The 16,882-nt window shown below is 43.3% G+C and carries 13 protein-coding genes; 6 read left to right on the forward strand and 7 right to left on the reverse strand.

Annotation, left to right across the window (positions count from 1 at the left end; genetic code table 11):
- Positions 1–29: 29 nt before the first annotated feature.
- The 4 genes from mnmG to DXC10_RS01990 all read right to left on the reverse strand — a co-directional run bounded on the left by mnmG (position 30) and on the right by DXC10_RS01990 (position 4,996).
- A complete protein-coding gene (gene mnmG, locus DXC10_RS01975) occupies positions 30–1,904 on the reverse strand; it encodes a tRNA uridine-5-carboxymethylaminomethyl(34) synthesis enzyme MnmG (RefSeq protein WP_101542064.1) in 1,875 nt (624 codons plus the stop codon).
- A 343-nt stretch (positions 1,905–2,247) separates the two neighbouring features.
- Positions 2,248–2,697: an rRNA maturation RNase YbeY gene (ybeY, locus tag DXC10_RS01980; protein ID WP_101542065.1), complete on the reverse strand. Its 450-nt coding sequence runs from the start codon at positions 2,695–2,697 to the stop codon at positions 2,248–2,250.
- A 37-nt stretch (positions 2,698–2,734) separates the two neighbouring features.
- Positions 2,735–3,967 carry a nucleoside recognition domain-containing protein gene (locus DXC10_RS01985; RefSeq protein ID WP_101542066.1) on the reverse strand — a complete coding sequence of 411 codons (1,233 nt, stop codon included), beginning with the start codon at positions 3,965–3,967 and terminating at the stop codon, positions 2,735–2,737.
- Positions 3,968–3,991: 24 nt separating this feature from the next.
- On the reverse strand, positions 3,992–4,996 hold the full coding sequence (locus DXC10_RS01990) for a M28 family metallopeptidase (RefSeq protein ID WP_101542067.1): 1,005 nt from the start codon (positions 4,994–4,996) through the stop codon (positions 3,992–3,994).
- Between the two features lie 129 nt (positions 4,997–5,125).
- Between DXC10_RS01990 and DXC10_RS01995 the strand changes: the two genes are divergently transcribed.
- The 6 genes from DXC10_RS01995 (at position 5,126) to DXC10_RS02020 (ending at position 13,346) form a co-directional block, all read left to right on the forward strand.
- Positions 5,126–5,893 (forward strand): DNA alkylation repair protein, encoded by a 768-nt coding sequence (locus DXC10_RS01995; protein ID WP_101542068.1) that lies wholly within the window; start codon positions 5,126–5,128, stop codon positions 5,891–5,893.
- Between the two features lie 30 nt (positions 5,894–5,923).
- Positions 5,924–6,958 (forward strand): Holliday junction branch migration DNA helicase RuvB, encoded by a 1,035-nt coding sequence (gene ruvB, locus DXC10_RS02000; protein WP_101542069.1) that lies wholly within the window; start codon positions 5,924–5,926, stop codon positions 6,956–6,958.
- 60 nt (positions 6,959–7,018) lie between these two features.
- The gene (locus DXC10_RS02005) at positions 7,019–8,209 is read left to right on the forward strand and encodes a hypothetical protein (RefSeq protein ID WP_101542070.1); all 1,191 of its coding nucleotides are present in this window, start codon (positions 7,019–7,021) and stop codon (positions 8,207–8,209) included.
- A gap of 64 nt (positions 8,210–8,273) precedes the next feature.
- The gene (locus tag DXC10_RS02010) at positions 8,274–9,719 is read left to right on the forward strand and encodes a lipopolysaccharide biosynthesis protein (protein WP_101542071.1); all 1,446 of its coding nucleotides are present in this window, start codon (positions 8,274–8,276) and stop codon (positions 9,717–9,719) included.
- Positions 9,720–9,777: 58 nt separating this feature from the next.
- Entirely contained in the window at positions 9,778–11,145 is a 1,368-nt protein-coding gene (locus DXC10_RS02015; protein WP_101542072.1) for a TIGR00341 family protein, read from the forward strand.
- A gap of 65 nt (positions 11,146–11,210) precedes the next feature.
- On the forward strand, positions 11,211–13,346 hold the full coding sequence (locus DXC10_RS02020) for a S46 family peptidase (protein WP_101542073.1): 2,136 nt from the start codon (positions 11,211–11,213) through the stop codon (positions 13,344–13,346).
- Here DXC10_RS02020 and ahpF read toward each other — a convergent pair.
- The 3 genes from ahpF to DXC10_RS02035 all read right to left on the reverse strand — a co-directional run bounded on the left by ahpF (position 13,336) and on the right by DXC10_RS02035 (position 16,846).
- Positions 13,336–14,937: an alkyl hydroperoxide reductase subunit F gene (gene ahpF, locus DXC10_RS02025; protein ID WP_117737245.1), complete on the reverse strand. Its 1,602-nt coding sequence runs from the start codon at positions 14,935–14,937 to the stop codon at positions 13,336–13,338. The two genes, DXC10_RS02020 and ahpF, sit on opposite strands and share 11 nt — an antisense overlap.
- A 301-nt stretch (positions 14,938–15,238) precedes the next feature.
- Positions 15,239–15,805: an alkyl hydroperoxide reductase subunit C gene (ahpC, locus tag DXC10_RS02030; RefSeq protein WP_117737246.1), complete on the reverse strand. Its 567-nt coding sequence runs from the start codon at positions 15,803–15,805 to the stop codon at positions 15,239–15,241.
- Positions 15,806–15,919: 114 nt separating this feature from the next.
- Positions 15,920–16,846 carry a hydrogen peroxide-inducible genes activator gene (locus DXC10_RS02035; protein ID WP_101542076.1) on the reverse strand — a complete coding sequence of 309 codons (927 nt, stop codon included), beginning with the start codon at positions 16,844–16,846 and terminating at the stop codon, positions 15,920–15,922.
- Positions 16,847–16,882: the final 36 nt, after the last annotated feature.

Below are 16,882 nucleotides of genomic sequence, written 5' to 3' on the forward strand. Positions count from 1 at the left end.
AACTCTTTGTTTCACGTGGAACACGAAAATTATCTACCGCAAAGCACGAGCAATACGTTGATATCGCTTGGAGATACACCCGGAATACGGCTTGCTTGAGCTATTGTTTCCGGATCTATTTTTATCAATTTCTGTCGGGCTTCGGTAGAAAGGGACTGAATGGAATTATAATCAAATTTTCCTTTGATCTTTATACTTTCCAACCTTGCTAGTTTGTCAGCTATAATCCTTTCACGCCCAATATAACCCTCGTATTTGATGAGTATCTCTGCAGCTTCAATAATTTCTTCCTTTCTATCGCTGATTTTATTTAATTCATGTTGGAAAGCACCCACATGTTCAGCCATGTTCTTGATGGTTACTTGCGGGCGATTTATTAAATCTACAAGTTTACATCCCTGGCGGAGTGGAGTAGTGCCGAGTTGCTCTAATGCAGGATTGATTAGTATAGGTTTCATCGAATAATTTCGGGTAAACTCTATAATATTATTTACAGCTTCTCGCTTTTCTTTTAGCAATTGATAACGGTCTTCTTTGGCAAGTCCTAACTTCCATGACTTTTCTGTGAGTCGCATGTCTGCGTCATCCATACGTAGTAGGATACGATATTCGGCGCGTGACGTAAACATCCGATAAGGTTCATCCACGCCTTTAGTTACTAAATCGTCGATTAATACGCCGATATATGCTTCATCACGAGCAAGAGTAAAAGGCTCTCCGCCATGGCAATTGATGTGGGCATTGATACCTGCGATGAGTCCTTGTCCGGCTGCTTCTTCATATCCAGTAGTTCCGTTGACTTGTCCGGCAAAGAACAGGTTCTTGATTTTTTTTGTTTCCAACGTATGTTTCAGTTGGGTGGGGTCGAAGAAGTCATATTCAATGGCATATCCTGGCCGGTAAATAACAAGATCACGGAAAGCCGGAATTTTTTTCAAAGCTTCGATTTGGATATCCATAGGCAGTGAGGAAGAGAAACCATTCAAATACAGCTCTTGAGTCGTTTCACCCTCCGGTTCCAAGAAAAGTTGATGTTGCTCTTTGTCTGGGAAAGTAACAATCTTGGTTTCGATGCTGGGACAGTATCTGGGACCGATACTTTGAATTTGTCCGTTGAAAAGGGGAGAATCCGGTAAACCTTCACGGAGTATACGGTGTGCCTCTTCATTCGTAAAACAAGTCCAGCAAGGCAACTGTTTCAGATGACGGGCTCCGGTATTCATAAATGAGAACTTATGAAAGTCTGCTTCGCCCTCCTGAATATCCATATCTTCATAATGGACGCTTCTTCCATCAATGCGAACGGGAGTTCCCGTTTTCATGCGTCCATAAGTGATGCCATGCCGTGCGATGGATTCGGTTAATTCGTAAGATGCCGGTTCTGCCATACGTCCGCCAGGAAGCATGGTGTGTCCCACATGCATCAAACCATTGAGGAAAGTACCTGCTGTTAAAACAATACATTTCGCACGGAAAGTAACACCCCAAAGAGTAACTAATCCCACTATTTCTCCGTTTTCAACAAGAATCTCCTTTACTGTATCTTGCCAGATATGTAGATTGGGAGTGTTTTCCAAGATTTCCCTCCAAGCCCAAATAAATTTATTACGGTCACATTGTGCACGCGGGCTCCACATGGCAGGGCCTTTAGAACGATTTAATATACGGAATTGGATGGCTGTTCTGTCTGTTACCAACCCCATATATCCACCTAAAGCATCAATTTCCCGTACGATCTGCCCTTTGGCAATACCTCCTACGGCAGGGTTACAGCTCATTTGTCCTATCTTGTTCATATCCATTGTGATAAGACAGGTTTTAGAACCAAGATTAGCGGCTGCGGCAGCGGCTTCGCATCCGGCATGTCCAGCTCCAATTACAATAACGTCATACTTAAACTCCATTCGTTCAATCTCTTTTTAAACCATGCAAAGGTACTAATTTTCATTTCATATTGTAGTGTTTTATCTATTTACCTTAGTTGTTTGTGTAAAAGAACGGGGAAAATTACTAGTAAAAGTCAGGGTGATTTTATCTGTCTGATATGTTCTGTTCTGTCCTTTTCTACTCATACTAATACCGAAGTTGTGCCAATAGGGTGGCACAACTTTGCCACTTCATTGGCACGCTTGTGCCACCTTATTGGCAAGGTTTTGCCACTTTATTGGCACAAAGTCGGCAATGATAGGGAAGCCCCCCCTGATAAAGATACTAAATTATAGCGTTCTTTCGTTTAGCTCTTGCGAACTATTCAGTTTGTAGGTAAATATTATTTTTCTTTTTTTGTAACATAGCTAGTGCTTTGTTTTCCGCAGTTTCCATGATTTCCCGTTCACCCGGCCCTTTGTCATTGATGCCACATAAGTGTAAGATTCCATGGATAATGACGCGATATAACTCTCGTTCATAGTCGTTAGCGGCAAATAGCTCGGCATTGGTGCGTACGGTATCGAGACTGATAAACAAATCACCGTTAAGACGGTTACCTTCACAATAGTCAAAAGTGATAATATCAGTATAGTAATCATGCTGTAGATACTGTCTATTCACTTCCAGAATTTTTTCGTCTGAACAGAAAATATAAGCGATTTCACCGATTCTTTTTCCGTAAGTAGCAGCAACAGATTTAATCCATTCCGTTGTTTCCCGTTTTTTAATATCCGGCATTGAAATGCCGTCTGTTTGATAGCTAATCATGTTATTTGAGGTTTTGCAATACGATTATTTTATTTATTTAGAAGAAAAACAGATAACTGATGATGATGGCGGCGATGATACCTGAAGCATCGGCTATCAGTCCACATGTTACGGCGTTACGAGTTTTGGTGATACCCACACTTCCGAAGTAGACGGCAAGAATATAAAAAGTAGTATCCGAGGCTCCTCGTGCTACACAGCTCATGCGCCCTATGAAAGAATCAGCGCCATACTGCGTCATTGTATCAATCATCAGTCCATTGGCGGCACTACCACTCAAAGTTTTCATTAATGCAGTAGGTAGTGCACCGGCAAAACTGGTATCCAGTCCGCAGAAATCTGCTGTTGCTGCAATGCCGTTCACCAGCATATCCATAGCTCCTGAAGTACGGAAAACAGCTATTCCAACGAGAAATGCCACTAAATAAGGAATGATACGTACAGCAGTATAGAATCCTTCTTTTGCTCCTTCAATAAAAGCGTTGTAAACATTAATTTTTTTCCAAAGTCCCCATACGATAAACAAGAGTATAATACTGAACAGCAGTATGTTGGCTGTCAGTGTAGAGTAAACTCCCATTTCTTCACGGCTAACTTGTGTAAATACCCAGATGAGACCTGCAAAAAATAAACTGATGCAGCTTATAAGTATCAGTATCGGTTTACATATCAGATTGATATGTTGCGAAATACTGACAGCGGTAATTCCCACGAGCGTGGATATGGAAGTAGTGAGCAGTGTAGGAATGAAGATATCCGTGGGTTGCGTGGCTCCCAGCTGGGCACGATACATCATAATGCTGACAGGTATCAATATCAATCCTGAAGTATTGATTACCAGGAACATAATCATTGGGTTAGTGGCGGTATCCTTCTTCGGGTTCAGTTCTTGCAGTTCTTTCATGGCTTTCAGTCCTAATGGGGTAGCAGCATTGTCCAATCCTAACATGTTGGCTGACAGGTTCATAAAGATTGACCCCATGGCAGGGTGTCCCTTAGGTATCTCGGGGAAAAGACGGCAGAATACCGGACTTAACCAACGGGAGAGTGCATTAATCATGCCGCTATTCTCACCTATTTTCATTAGTCCTAACCAAAGGGCAAGGATGCCGGTCAGGCCAAGGGATATTTGGAACGCATTCTTTGAAGAATCGAAAGTGGAATTGACGAGCTCTGTGAAAATCTCCGTGTCTCCCATAAAAATGAGTCTGACGAGTGCCACGATGAAAGCTATTACAAAAAATGTTACCCAAATGTAATTTAAGACCATGTATAACTGTATTGTCGGTGTGAATTAATATTTTTTTTCGTTAGCAAGATTCCAAACATTCAGGAAAGCAGCCTTGGTTATTTCTGTCACTTTGTCCCAATTCAATCGGTCCGAGTGGTCTGAAGGTTGGTGATAGTCGGGATGCCCATCGGTATGATACCAGATTACAGGAATATCACGTAAGGCAAAAGATGCATTATCGCTTCCACCCACAGGCCGATCCCAAGCACGATAGTCGGGTTGTAACCGAAGGTCGTAACGGGCAATATCCTGTTTCAGCCAGTCACCGAAAACCGGATGAGAGGCTGTATAAAAATAGACTACATGTTGTGGTTGTCCAGGTTTATGGTTACGACCTATCATGTCGAAATTAAGATAACCTTTTATCTGATTGATGGCAGGAAAAGTTTGCACGAAATATTTTGAACCAAGCAAGCCGATCTCTTCGCCATCCCAAAAAGCAAAAATTACATTACGTAACGGTTTTTGTCCACTGGCAGCAAATGCCCGGGCTATCTGCAAAACAGCGGATACGCCGGAAGCGTTGTCGTCGGCACCATTATAAATCCGGTCGTTTGCCAGAGTCTCGTCTATACCCAAATGATCGAAATGCGCACCCACGATTACATATTCGTCAGTACGTTCCCCTGGAATAAAACCTAATACATTGCTCATCTGCAACACTCGGTGTGTCCCTTGTTTAAGGATGGTGATGGAGTCGGGGTGTACCTGCCATTTTCCCCGTAGTTGCCGTTCCTTGTTGTATGCTTCGAAAGGTTGGTAGTAATTATCTTTCTCCAAAGGAGCGATGCCTGTCTCTTTCAGACAAGACATCAGATAACAAGCTGCAATTTTTGAACCGTTTTTACCAGCTTCACGTCCTTGCAGTTCATCACTGGCGAGAAAGCCGACAATGGCTTCTGCAGAAGTACGGTTGATACTTTCCAGACCTTTTTCACGAGCTGATTGCCCAAGGGTGGATTGTACGGAGAAAATGAGGCAGATTGTTCCTACAATAACTTTATACATGCCGCAGGGTTTTGTAGATTAGACATATTGATTGCAAAATTAAAGATAACTTTCCATAGTTTCTATAGATTTATCGTATTTTTGTCTGCCGACGAACGATTTTAAATACGTGTAAATCAATATAGAATAATGAAAAAGGAAGTAGGACAATTAGCCAGAAAGATACAAAAATGTACGATTTCAACGGAAGAAATCATTGTTATCGCAGCCGGTATACAAAAGGAACTGGAGTACTATATCGACCCGGTGAAACGGGAATATCTTCCAAAGTTCTTTAAGACCGGAAAAGGGCAATATGGCGAAGGAGATAAATTTCTAGGGGTGGTTGTACCAAATACCCGTTTGGTGGCAAAGCGACATAAGGATGAACCTTTTGGGGTGATGGCACAATTGCTGCAAAGTGAGTGGCACGAGTGTAGGCTCTGTGCCCTGTTGATGCTGGTGGAACGTTTTAAGAAGAGCGATGAGAAGAACAGGAAGATGATTTATGATTTCTATCTTTCGCAGACTGCCCGTATTAATAATTGGGACTTAGTGGATTTATCGGCTCCGGGTGTTGTAGGTGAATATCTGAAAGATAAATCCCGGGAAGATCTATACCGCTTGGCAGCTAGTGAGCTTCTTTGGGATCAGCGCATTGCAATCGTTTCTACTTATACACTTATTAAAAACGATGATTTCATCGAAATTCTTACACTTTCCGAGCGTTTTCTGAATACTCGCCATGATTTGATGCAAAAAGCCGTAGGGTGGATGTTACGCGAAATGGGTAAGCGAGATAAGGATCTATTGGTACAGTTTCTTGAAAAATTCAGTAAAGTGATGCCCAGGACAATGCTTCGATATTCTATTGAGAAATTTACTGAAGAAGAACGGAGAGAGTTTATGAAGAAGTGATTATCTTTGTAGCTGTATAACCAATATAAAATGGAACAGGAAGATTTTAATATACGCGAACATCAACTAACCAGTAAGGAGCGTGATTTTGAAAATGCACTCCGCCCGTTGAATTTTGAGGATTTCAGCGGACAAGATAAGGTGGTTGATAACTTGCGCATTTTCGTGAAAGCGGCTCGTCTTCGTGGTGAGGCGTTGGATCATGTACTGCTTCACGGCCCTCCCGGATTGGGTAAAACAACACTTTCCAATATCATTGCCAACGAACTGGGAGTCGGGTTTAAGATAACCTCCGGTCCGGTGCTTGATAAGCCGGGCGATTTGGCGGGAGTACTTACCAGCTTGGAACCGAATGACGTACTTTTCATTGATGAAATTCATCGGTTAAGTCCTGTGGTAGAAGAATATCTGTATTCTGCTATGGAAGATTACCGTATTGATATCATGATAGATAAGGGACCCTCGGCACGTAGTATACAGATTGATTTGAACCCTTTTACGTTGGTAGGTGCCACTACCCGTAGCGGCTTGCTGACCGCACCACTTCGTGCACGTTTCGGCATTAACCTGCATTTGGAATACTATGACGATGATGTGTTGAGTGGCATTATCCGTCGTTCGGCGAATATTCTTGATGTTCCTTGTTCCACCAGGGCTGCATCGGAGATTGCCTCCCGTAGCCGTGGCACGCCGCGTATTGCAAATGCTTTATTGCGTCGTGTGCGCGATTTTGCGCAGGTCAAAGGATCGGGAAGTATTGATACCGAAATTGCCAATTTCGCCCTCGAAGCTTTGAACATCGATAAATACGGTCTTGATGAAATAGATAATAAGATACTTTGTACCATCATTGATAAATTCAAAGGTGGTCCTGTAGGATTAACCACCATTGCTACCGCTTTGGGTGAAGATGCCGGTACCATTGAAGAAGTCTATGAACCGTTCCTGATAAAAGAAGGTTTCTTGAAACGTACCCCACGTGGCCGTGAAGTGACAGAACTTGCCTATAAACATTTGGGACGGAGTCTTTATAGTAGTCAGAAGACGTTGTTTGACAATGAGTAAGAAAAGTAGTGACGGAGAAGTTTATGACTCGTTAAGTGATTGATATTACACTATTATATTATGAAGAACTTTAGGTTTTGGAGAATATTGGGCTTGCTTCTTGTGTTGCTTGTTTGTTCATCCTGCGGGGATGATGATGAATTTCCCACATTCAAGTTCAATGAAGACGGAATTTGTTATTTTCCATCCGTAAGTATTATTTCCAAAGCAAGTTTTGAGGAAACTGTCGTAGGTTACGGTTGGAAACATGTAAGTACTCATGAAATAGGGGAGAATGGCGAATGCCTGAAAAAAGAATACTATGCTGATTTGGATGGCGCAGCTCCTTCTTCTTATTATTTTGAAACGGCCGCTTCTCTTAAAACTTATATGTACGTGGATGCCTATCCTGCCAATGGTTTCAGAACTTCTGCATACGAGTATATGGATGCAAATCGTGTGGTTGTCAACAATCAGCATGCCATACTTCAAATCCTGTCTGTCGATAAAGACGTGTTGAAAGCAGTGGAATATCTCGCAGTACGTGCAGATGGGAAAAAAGTTTATGGATATGTCACTTACAAAAGAATGACGGAACAGGAGCTGAAGGAGTGCCAAAAAGCTTATCCGGTAGATTTGTCGAATTTGCGTGACCTGATTATTTCGGTGACAGAAGAAATTGTGTTTATCGATGGCAAGGAGTTTGAGTTTGATGTATTGGATAGTAATAAGCCATATGACGTTATGGTACGAGATGAAGAGGTATGTAACATTACGTGTGAGGGAAACCATGTAAAAGTGAGGCTACTGAAAAATGGTGCTGTTATAACAGTTACCGATGGTTTTAAACACAAATGGTTTAGACTTTATTCCACCGACGAAGAACTGGAACCGAAAGGAACGGATATCTATGATTTCACTTATACCGAGTTGGCGTTCAACAAGAACAGGGAGTTTGTGACGCCGGATGGATATATAAGGAAATACGAGCATACATTTATGGGGACAAAAGCCCGCAAGGAATATTATGGTCACATATTGACCCAATACAATCCTTCTGGGTTGTTGGTGGTGGATGCGGCTAAGCAAGCACGTTTTCTGAATTTAAATCGTGGTGAGATTTATTTGAAGGAATTACTTCCGATGACGATACTTGATGGGCTGGTAGAAGCAGGTGAGGGGTATTCAATGGAATATAAGTTGGAATTGGTGAATGCTGCCGGAGTCGTATTTCAGGTACTTCCGTTTAAAATTGTTTATAAAGAAGGATGATGTACCATGGATGATCCTTCGGGATAGTTTTGTGGTTTGTTGTCTGGTATAAAAAGCGAATAACGTGGCTGGATTAAAATCATTGGCAAAAGAAACTGCCATTTACGGGTTGAGTAGTATTGTAGGGCGATTTCTCAACTATCTATTGGTACCTGTGTATACTATTGCCTTGTCTGCCCAGTCGGGAGGATACGGTATTGTGACAAATATTTATGCATGGGTGGCATTGCTGCTGGTGTTGTTGACGTGTGGTATGGAGACCGGTTTCTTCAGATTTGCCAACAAGGGCGAGGATGATCCGATGAGGGTATATTCCACAACCTTGCTCAGTGTAGGTATCGGTGCATTTACATTCCTCATGTTGGGATTGCTGTTTCTGGAGCCGGTTGCCATATGGCTGGAATATGGAGATCACCCCTGGTACGTGGGAATGATGATGATAGTCGTGGCTATGGATGCCATTCAAAGTATTCCTTTCGCTTATTTGCGTTATAAGAAACGTCCGATCAAGTTTGCCGCGTTGAAGCTGTTGTTTATCTTCTTGAACATCACGCTGAATTTGGTTTATTATGTTTGGATGAAAGGCGATGACGTGGCATACGCATTCTTGTTCAATCTCGTATGTACTTCGGTAGTAATGGTTTGTATGATACCTGAGTTACGTGGTTTTACCTATGTACTCGACAAGAAACTGTTGAAGCGTATGCTCGCTTATAGTTTACCATTACTGATACTCGGTATTGCCGGCATCCTGAACCAAGTGGCAGACAAGATTATTTTTCCCTTTGTCTATCCTGATGAAGCCGGAGCTACCGTGCAACTCGGTATATATGGAGCAGCCAGTAAAATAGCAATGGTAATGGCGATGCTTACACAAGCTTTCCGTTATGCTTACGAGCCTTTTGTTTTTGGAAAAAGTCGCGATAAAGACAACAAGCAAGTGTATGCGCAAGCCATGAAATTCTTTATTATCTTTACACTGTTGGCATTTCTTGCAGTCATGTTTTATTTGGATATTCTGCGTCATATCATCGGACGTGATTATTGGCCGGGTTTGCGCGTGGTTCCCATTGTAATGGCTGCTGAAATTTTTATGGGAATTTATTTTAATCTTTCTTTCTGGTATAAATTGATAGATGAAACCCGTTGGGGAGCTTATTTTTCTTTGATTGGTTGTGTAATATTAGTGACGATGAATTTGCTGCTCATTCCTAAGTACAGCTATATGGCATGTGCTTGGGCAGGTTTCTGTGGCTATGGCGTGGCAATGCTGTTGTCTTATTTTGTAGGACAGAAGAAATATCCCATCCAATATGATTTGAAAGCAATCGGTGCATACATACTGTTGGCGGCAGTACTCTATGTAGCGGCAGAATACGTATCTATAGACAATATCTATTTTCGTATGGCCTATCGTACGTTATTGCTGTTTCTGTTTATAGCTTATACTGTAAAGAAGGATTTGCCGCTTAGACAAATCCCCTTCTTAAACAGATTAGTAAAAAGATAACTCCAATTTAAATCAAAAAGTAACTTTAATTGTAAATCATTAAATAGTAAATAACATCATGGAACCAAGCCATACGAATAGGAACACATTTGCTATCAAGAATTTCCTGCGGGAATATCTTGATTTACGTAAAGATAAAGATAACGAACTTGAGACAGTGGACTCCATTAAGAAAGGGGTAGAGTTTAAAGGAGCCAACCTTTGGATTTTGATATTCGCTATTTTTATGGCGTCGTTGGGACTGAATGTCAATTCAACAGCGGTGATTATCGGTGCCATGCTTATTTCTCCTCTGATGGGACCTATCATGGGGGTCGGACTCTCTGTCGGGTTGAATGACTTTGAACTGATGAAGCGTTCATTGAAGAGTTTCTTGATAACGACCCTGTTCAGCGTGACGACAGCCACCATTTTCTTTCTGGTCAGTCCGGTTGCCGAGGGGCAATCTGAGTTACTCGCACGTACCTCACCTACGATTTACGACGTATTCATCGCATTGATGGGTGGTTTGGCCGGTGTGGTGGCACTCTCTACAAAAGAGAAAGGAAACGTAATTCCCGGTGTTGCCATTGCCACCGCTTTGATGCCGCCACTTTGTACGGCTGGATATGGACTGGCGACGGGCAATCTGATATACTTCCTGGGAGCGTTCTATCTTTATTTCATCAATTCGGTATTTATCAGTCTGGCTACTTTCCTTGGTGTACGGGTGATGCATTTCCAGCGCAAGGAGTTTGTAGACAAGAAACGGGAAAAGACGGTACGCAAATATATTGTATTGATAGCTGTGCTGACAATGTGCCCTGCCGTGTACCTCACGGTCGGCATCATCCAGGATACGTTCTTTGAAAGTGCCGCCAACCGTTTTGTCAATGAGCAGCTTTCTTTTGAGAATACACAAGTGCTGGATAAAAAGATTAACCATGAAGGCAGTCAGCATGAAATACGTGTGGTATTGATAGGGCAGGAGGTACCCGAAGCTTCCATCGCCATTGCCCGCAGTAAGATGAAAGACTATAAACTCGATAATACCAAGCTGATTGTACTTCAGGGAATGAATAATGAAGCAGTCGATATTTCTTCTATACGTGCCATGGTGATGGAAGATTTTTATAAGAATAGCGAACAGCGCTTGGTAGAGCAGAAACAGAAGATAGCCGACCTTGAGAATAACCTGAAAAAGTATAAATCATACGATGAATTGGGTAAAAAGATTATTCCCGAGTTAAAAGTGCTCTATCCGTCAGTGAAGTCCGTTTCTCTTTCCCATGCCCTTGAACTGACGGTCGATTCCGTAAAGGTAGATACCATTACGCTTGCCGTATTGAAGTTCGGTAAGCATCCCGATGCCCATGAGAGAGACAAGATTACCGAATGGCTTAAGGCACGTACGGGAGCCAAACAATTGAGACTGATTGCCGAGTGATGTTTCTCCACAGAAAAATGTGTATACTCTGCGGTGAATAGGTGGATTATTGAATCAGAATTAATATGAAAAAAAGATTATTGTCATTATTGGGTTTGTGTTTTCTCGTATCGGTACTACACGCCGATGAAGGTATGTGGATGTTGGGAAATCTGAATAAACAGACACGCCGGGCGATGAAAGAGCTCGGCTTGCAGATGCCTGCTGATAAATTATACAATCCGAAACGTCCTTCACTAAAAGATGCCGTAGTCAGCTTTGGCGGTTTCTGTTCGGGTGTGGTGGTATCTGATGACGGATTGGTATTTACGAACCATCATTGTGGTTTCAGCAGCATACAGCAGCATTCCACCGTAGGACACGATTATCTGAAAGATGGCTTTGTGGCTCATAAACGCAGTGAAGAACTGCCCAATCCGGAACTATATGTTCGTTTTTTGTTGCATACGGATGATGTGACCAAGCGGGTACTCGGTGTGGTGCAGCCCGGTATGACTGAAGCCGAACGTACCGCAGCGGTAGATTCTATGATGTTGGTTATTGGTGAGGAAGTTTCACACAAAGATTCTACTCTGATAGGTATTGTGGATGCCTATTATGGTGGTAATGAGTTCTGGCTTTCTACTTATCGTGATTTCAATGATATCCGGTTGGTATTTGCCCCTCCTTCGTCAGTGGGTAAGTTCGGTTGGGATACGGATAATTGGGAATGGCCCCGCCATACCGGAGATTTTAGTGTGTTCCGTATCTATGCGGACAAGAATAACCGTCCGGCAGACTATTCGCCCTCGAATGTACCTTATCATCCTGAATATGTAGCGCCAATCTCGCTCGACGGTTACCGGGAGGGTACTTTCTGCATGACTCTGGGTTATCCGGGCAGTACGGAACGCTACCTTTCCTCCTTTGGTATTGAAGAGATGATGAATAACAATAACCAGGCACAGATAGATGTGCGGGGAGTAAAGCAAGCTATCTGGAAACGTGAAATGGACAAGCGGGACAGCATCCGCATCAAATACGCTTCCAAATATGATGAAAGTTCCAACTACTGGAAAAACAGCATCGGCGTGAACCGGGCTATCCGTAAGCTCCATGTGCTCGATAAAAAGCGCTCTATGGAGCAGGAAATCCGCCGCTGGATACAGCAAACTCCTGAAGAACGTGGGAAACTGTTACATCTATTCTCGGACTTGGAACTGAACTATAAGAACCGTCGTGAAGCAAATCATGCGCAGGCCTATTTCGTAGAGTCTTTCCTGAATGGCCCCGAATTGATACAACTGGCCTTGTCTATCCTGAACTTTGATTTTGAAGGGGAACAGAAAACGGTCATAGCCAATCTGAAAGCTATCGTAGAGAAGTATGCCAATCTGGATCTGGATATCGATAAGGAAGTATTCACTGCTCTGTTGAAAGAATACCGTTCCAAAGTCGACACTACCTATCTGCCCGATCTTTACCGTACGATTGCCGCCGAATACGGCGGTAATGAACAAACATACGTCGACAGCCTTTATGCCAAGACGGAACTGGCCACTCCGCGTGGTTTGAAACGTTTTCTTGAGCAAGACAGTACCTATCAGATTTATGATGACCCCGCCATTACATTAAGTATCGATTTGCTCACGAAATTTTTCGATATAAATGTACAGATGCAACAAAATTCTGTCGAAATTCTCCGTTGCGAACGGTTGCTGAACTCAGCCGTCCGGCGGATGTATGCTTCCCGTAACTTTTATCCTGATGCCAATTCCACAATGCGTGTGAGCTTTGGTACGATATGCGGTTATACCCCGTTTGACGGAGCGGAATATGATTATTACACAACGACAAAAGGTATTTTAGAAAAGGTTAGAGCCCATGTCGATGATGTGGATTTTGAGGTACAACCGGAACTTCTTTCTCTTTTCTCCTCCCGTGATTTTGGCAGATATGCCGATGAAAAGGGAGAAATGAACGTTTGCTTCATTTCAAACAACGATATTACCGGCGGTAATTCCGGCAGTGCCATGTTCAATGCCAAAGGCGAACTTCTGGGATTGGCTTTCGATGGCAATTGGGAAGCCATGAGCAGTGATATTCTTTATGAACCGAAAATGCAGCGCACCATCGGGGTGGATGTGCGCTACATGCTGTTTATCATGGAGAAATATGGCAAAGCGGGAAACCTGATCAAGGAACTGGGACTCAATGATTAGTTGATGTTTCCTGTACTTTCCTGAAGTAGTTGTTATTTATTCCCCGGATGTGGTCGTCGAATGCCGAAAGTGCCGCTTTCGCCCCTTCACCCATCGCGATGACAATTTGTTTGTAGGGGACGTTTGATACGTCTCCGGCGGCATATACCCCCGGAAGTGTGGTACGGCAGAAAGCATCTATCTTGATTTCACCTATCGGTGTCATATCCAGCATGCCTTTGAAAGGAGCGCTGTTGGCGGCTAAACCGATTTGTACAAAAATGCCATCCAGGGAATATTCCCGTTCCTCACTTGTGAGACGGTCTTTGACACGGATGGCTGTCATCTTGTCCCCATTACCCACCACTTGTGTGGTTTGCGAGGAAGTGAAGATTTCTACATTCGGCAGGCTCTGCACTTTCTCCTGCAACACTCGGTCGGCTTTCAGCGAATCGGCAAACTCGAAGACAGTGACTTTCTTGCAGATACCTGCCAGGTCGATGGCTGCTTCGATACCGGAGTTACCTCCACCGATGACGGCTACATTCTTGTCTTGGTAGAACGGACCGTCGCAATGGGGGCAGAAGGCCACGCCGCGTCCGATGTATTCCGCTTCTCCTTCTACATTCAGTTTACGCCAGCTTGCACCTGTAGCGATGATTACCGCGGGGGCTGCAAACACTTCTCCACCGGTGGCGAACACTGACTTTTCTTTTCCGTGAAGTTCGGCTTTCTCTATTCTCCGGTTTTCGAAAACCTCTATCGGGTAATGCCCGATGTGGCTTTTGAGTGCATTGGCGAGTTCTGTGCCTGTAGTTTGAGGGATAGAAATGAGATTTTCAATGCCTACAGTCTCTTTTACTTGTCCGCCGATATGTTCGGCTATGATCGCGACGCGCAGTCCTTTGCGGGCTGAATAAATGGCTGCTGAAGTACCTGCCGGTCCGCCTCCGAGGATAAGCGTATCAAATTCTCTCCGGATAGGAGTTGTATCTCTTTGAGGAGCGTTACCAAAAATTTCCTCCAGCTTCCGGAGCAATTCTCCCAATGAGCCGCGTCCCACATGAAATTGCTTTCCATTGGCATAGACGGTCGGTACGGCTTGTATTTTCAGTGTATTGACCTCTTCTTGGAAGATGGCTCCGTCTATCATTTCATGGGTGAGTTGCGGATTAAGCAAGGCCATGATGTTAAGCGCTTGCACAATGTCCGGACAGTTGGTACAGGTCAACGATACGTATGTCCGTAAACGAATGGGACCTTGCAATGCTTTTATGCGGCGGCTGATGGTGGCATCCGGTAGATTTTTGCCCTTTCCATCGGCATTTAGTATGGCAAGGAGCAGGGATGTGAATTCATGTCCATTGGGGATTGCCCGGAATTTTATACCGGTTTCCTGTCCTTCTTTCAGTAGTGTGAACTCCAGTTTCGGTTCATCGGCTATGGTCAGCCGGCAGGATAATTTATCGGAACAACTTGCCACGTCATTTAAAAATTCAATGAGTTCCCCAGTCTGTTCGTGTTTGGGATGGTAAGTGATGTGAAAGGTATAGCGGGCTTCCAATTGCTGGAATATGCTCCGCACTTGGTCTAAAATACTTGTTTCTAACATGATAATGAGTCTTTTTATTGTGAAAATAGGTTGTTATATCAACCTGTCTATAAGCTGGTTGTAGTTTCCTATGGGAGGGAACGCCCGTTTCTTCTCATAGAAACGTTCATTTCCTTTAATAGAAACGCCGGTTTCCTTTAATGGGAACGGCAGTTTCTTACTATGGGAACGGGCGTTCCCCTTAATGGAAACGGAGACGGCTTTTATGGGTTATAAAAAAGACTATCTCAGTTCGGTTTTCATCCTTAATGGAGAAGATGAATTGGGATAGTCTTTTCAGATGTTTACCGTACTTGTACGGTTAGATCTTACCTACAAGGTCGATACTTGGTTTCAAGGTAGCTTCCCCTTTTTTCCATTTGGCGGGACAAACTTCACCGTCATGAGTGGCAACGAACTGTGCAGCTTCTACCTTACGCAATAATTCGTCTGCATTACGTCCGATGTTGTTGTCCTGGATTTCGGCAATCTTGATTTTACCTTCGGGATTTACGAGGAATGTGCCACGGTATGCCATGCCTTCATCTTCAATCATCACGCCGAATGCACGGCTCAACAAACCTGTCGGGTCTGCCAACATCGGGTATTTGATTTTGCGGATACTTTCGGAAGCATCGTGCCATGCCTTGTGCACAAAGTGTGAGTCGGTACTTACAGAGTAAATTTCTACACCCATAGCTTGGAATTGGTCATATTTCTCGGCGATGTCTACCAACTCGGTAGGACATACAAAGGTAAAGTCTGCCGGATAGAAGAAGAAAATGGCCCATTTGCCTTTTACATCTTCGTTGGTTACGGTTTTGAAACTTCCGTTTTGGAATGCCTGAACTTTAAATTCAGGAAGTTGGGAATTGATAATCGGTTCCATAATTATACTTTTTAAAAGGTTTGGTTTTTTGTTTTCCGGTTACAAAAATATAGTGTTTTTCTCCGGTAGAACAAAAAATCCGATTGAAAGGTTTTATGGACTGATAGATAAAATCTATACGGGTATTTGGCCTGGCTTTAAAGATAACATCTCTTTGGGTACTGAATTTCGTATCTCTTTCGTCACCGCCTCCAATAATGTATAGCGGATAAAATTCTTATTCGTCAACAATACAATTTGCCGGGTGGGGCTGGGGATGGCAAAGGGACGTACTAATTTCTGTTGTATTTCGTTGAGCTGCAATACTGCCAGTTCGGGGATAAAAGTAACTCCTTTGCCGCTTTCTACCATGCGCATGAAGGTTTCCATACTGCCCAGGTGGTAGGCAAGCTGACTGGCACGGGCTGCTTTGAGTTGGCAGAAACGTATCAGCTGGTCACGGAAGCAGTGTCCCTCATCCAACATCCAAAGCTGTTCGCCGGTAAGGTCGGAGGTACGGATAACTTCATTATTGAAAAGAGGAGACTCCTGGGCAACATAGGCAAAGAATTGTTCGTAAAATAATGATGTTTCTTGAAACTCCTCCATACCTGCCAGGCTTGCTACGATACCTGCATCTATGTCGCCGGTCTGCAACGCCTTTTTTATGTCGTTGGTCTTCATTTCAACGACTCTTATGTCCAGTCCGGGATATTTCTTCATCAGTTGCGGGAAGAAACGTGGCAATAAGTAGGGGGCAACCGTAGGGAGTATGCCCAGTTTGAATGCTCCGGTGAGCGAATGTTTCTCTTCTTCTATAATGTTTTTTATACGATTGGTCTGAACTAATATATTTTGGGCTTGTTCTATGATGTGTATACCAATAGGAGTAGGGCATACAGGTTGCTGGCTACGGTCGAAAATCTTTGTGTCCAGTTCTTCTTCCAATTTCTGTATCATGGCACTTAAGGTAGGTTGTGTTACCCGGCAATATTCTGCCGCTTTGGCGAAATGGCGGAATTGATTGACTGCGAGAATGTACTCCAATTGTTGTAAAGTCATAGTAAACAGGGCTTTTGAGGGTTATAAATAGAATCC

Source organism: Bacteroides sp. OM08-11, from assembly GCF_003438665.1.
In the GTDB taxonomy this organism is placed as follows: domain Bacteria; phylum Bacteroidota; class Bacteroidia; order Bacteroidales; family Bacteroidaceae; genus Bacteroides; species Bacteroides cutis.

Coding starts and splice junctions, on each gene's coding strand:
- ahpF (WP_117737245.1), bottom strand. CDS start 14,937: ATGTTAGAAACAAGTATTTTAGACCAAGTGCGGAGCATATTCCAGCAA.
- ruvB (WP_101542069.1), top strand. CDS start 5,924: ATGGAACAGGAAGATTTTAATATACGCGAACATCAACTAACCAGTAAG.
- DXC10_RS02005 (WP_101542070.1), top strand. CDS start 7,019: ATGAAGAACTTTAGGTTTTGGAGAATATTGGGCTTGCTTCTTGTGTTG.
- DXC10_RS01990 (WP_101542067.1), bottom strand. CDS start 4,996: ATGTATAAAGTTATTGTAGGAACAATCTGCCTCATTTTCTCCGTACAA.
- DXC10_RS02020 (WP_101542073.1), top strand. CDS start 11,211: ATGAAAAAAAGATTATTGTCATTATTGGGTTTGTGTTTTCTCGTATCG.
- ybeY (WP_101542065.1), bottom strand. CDS start 2,697: ATGATTAGCTATCAAACAGACGGCATTTCAATGCCGGATATTAAAAAA.
- mnmG (WP_101542064.1), bottom strand. CDS start 1,904: ATGGAGTTTAAGTATGACGTTATTGTAATTGGAGCTGGACATGCCGGA.
- DXC10_RS02035 (WP_101542076.1), bottom strand. CDS start 16,846: ATGACTTTACAACAATTGGAGTACATTCTCGCAGTCAATCAATTCCGC.
- ahpC (WP_117737246.1), bottom strand. CDS start 15,805: ATGGAACCGATTATCAATTCCCAACTTCCTGAATTTAAAGTTCAGGCA.
- DXC10_RS02015 (WP_101542072.1), top strand. CDS start 9,778: ATGGAACCAAGCCATACGAATAGGAACACATTTGCTATCAAGAATTTC.
- DXC10_RS01995 (WP_101542068.1), top strand. CDS start 5,126: ATGAAAAAGGAAGTAGGACAATTAGCCAGAAAGATACAAAAATGTACG.
- DXC10_RS01985 (WP_101542066.1), bottom strand. CDS start 3,967: ATGGTCTTAAATTACATTTGGGTAACATTTTTTGTAATAGCTTTCATC.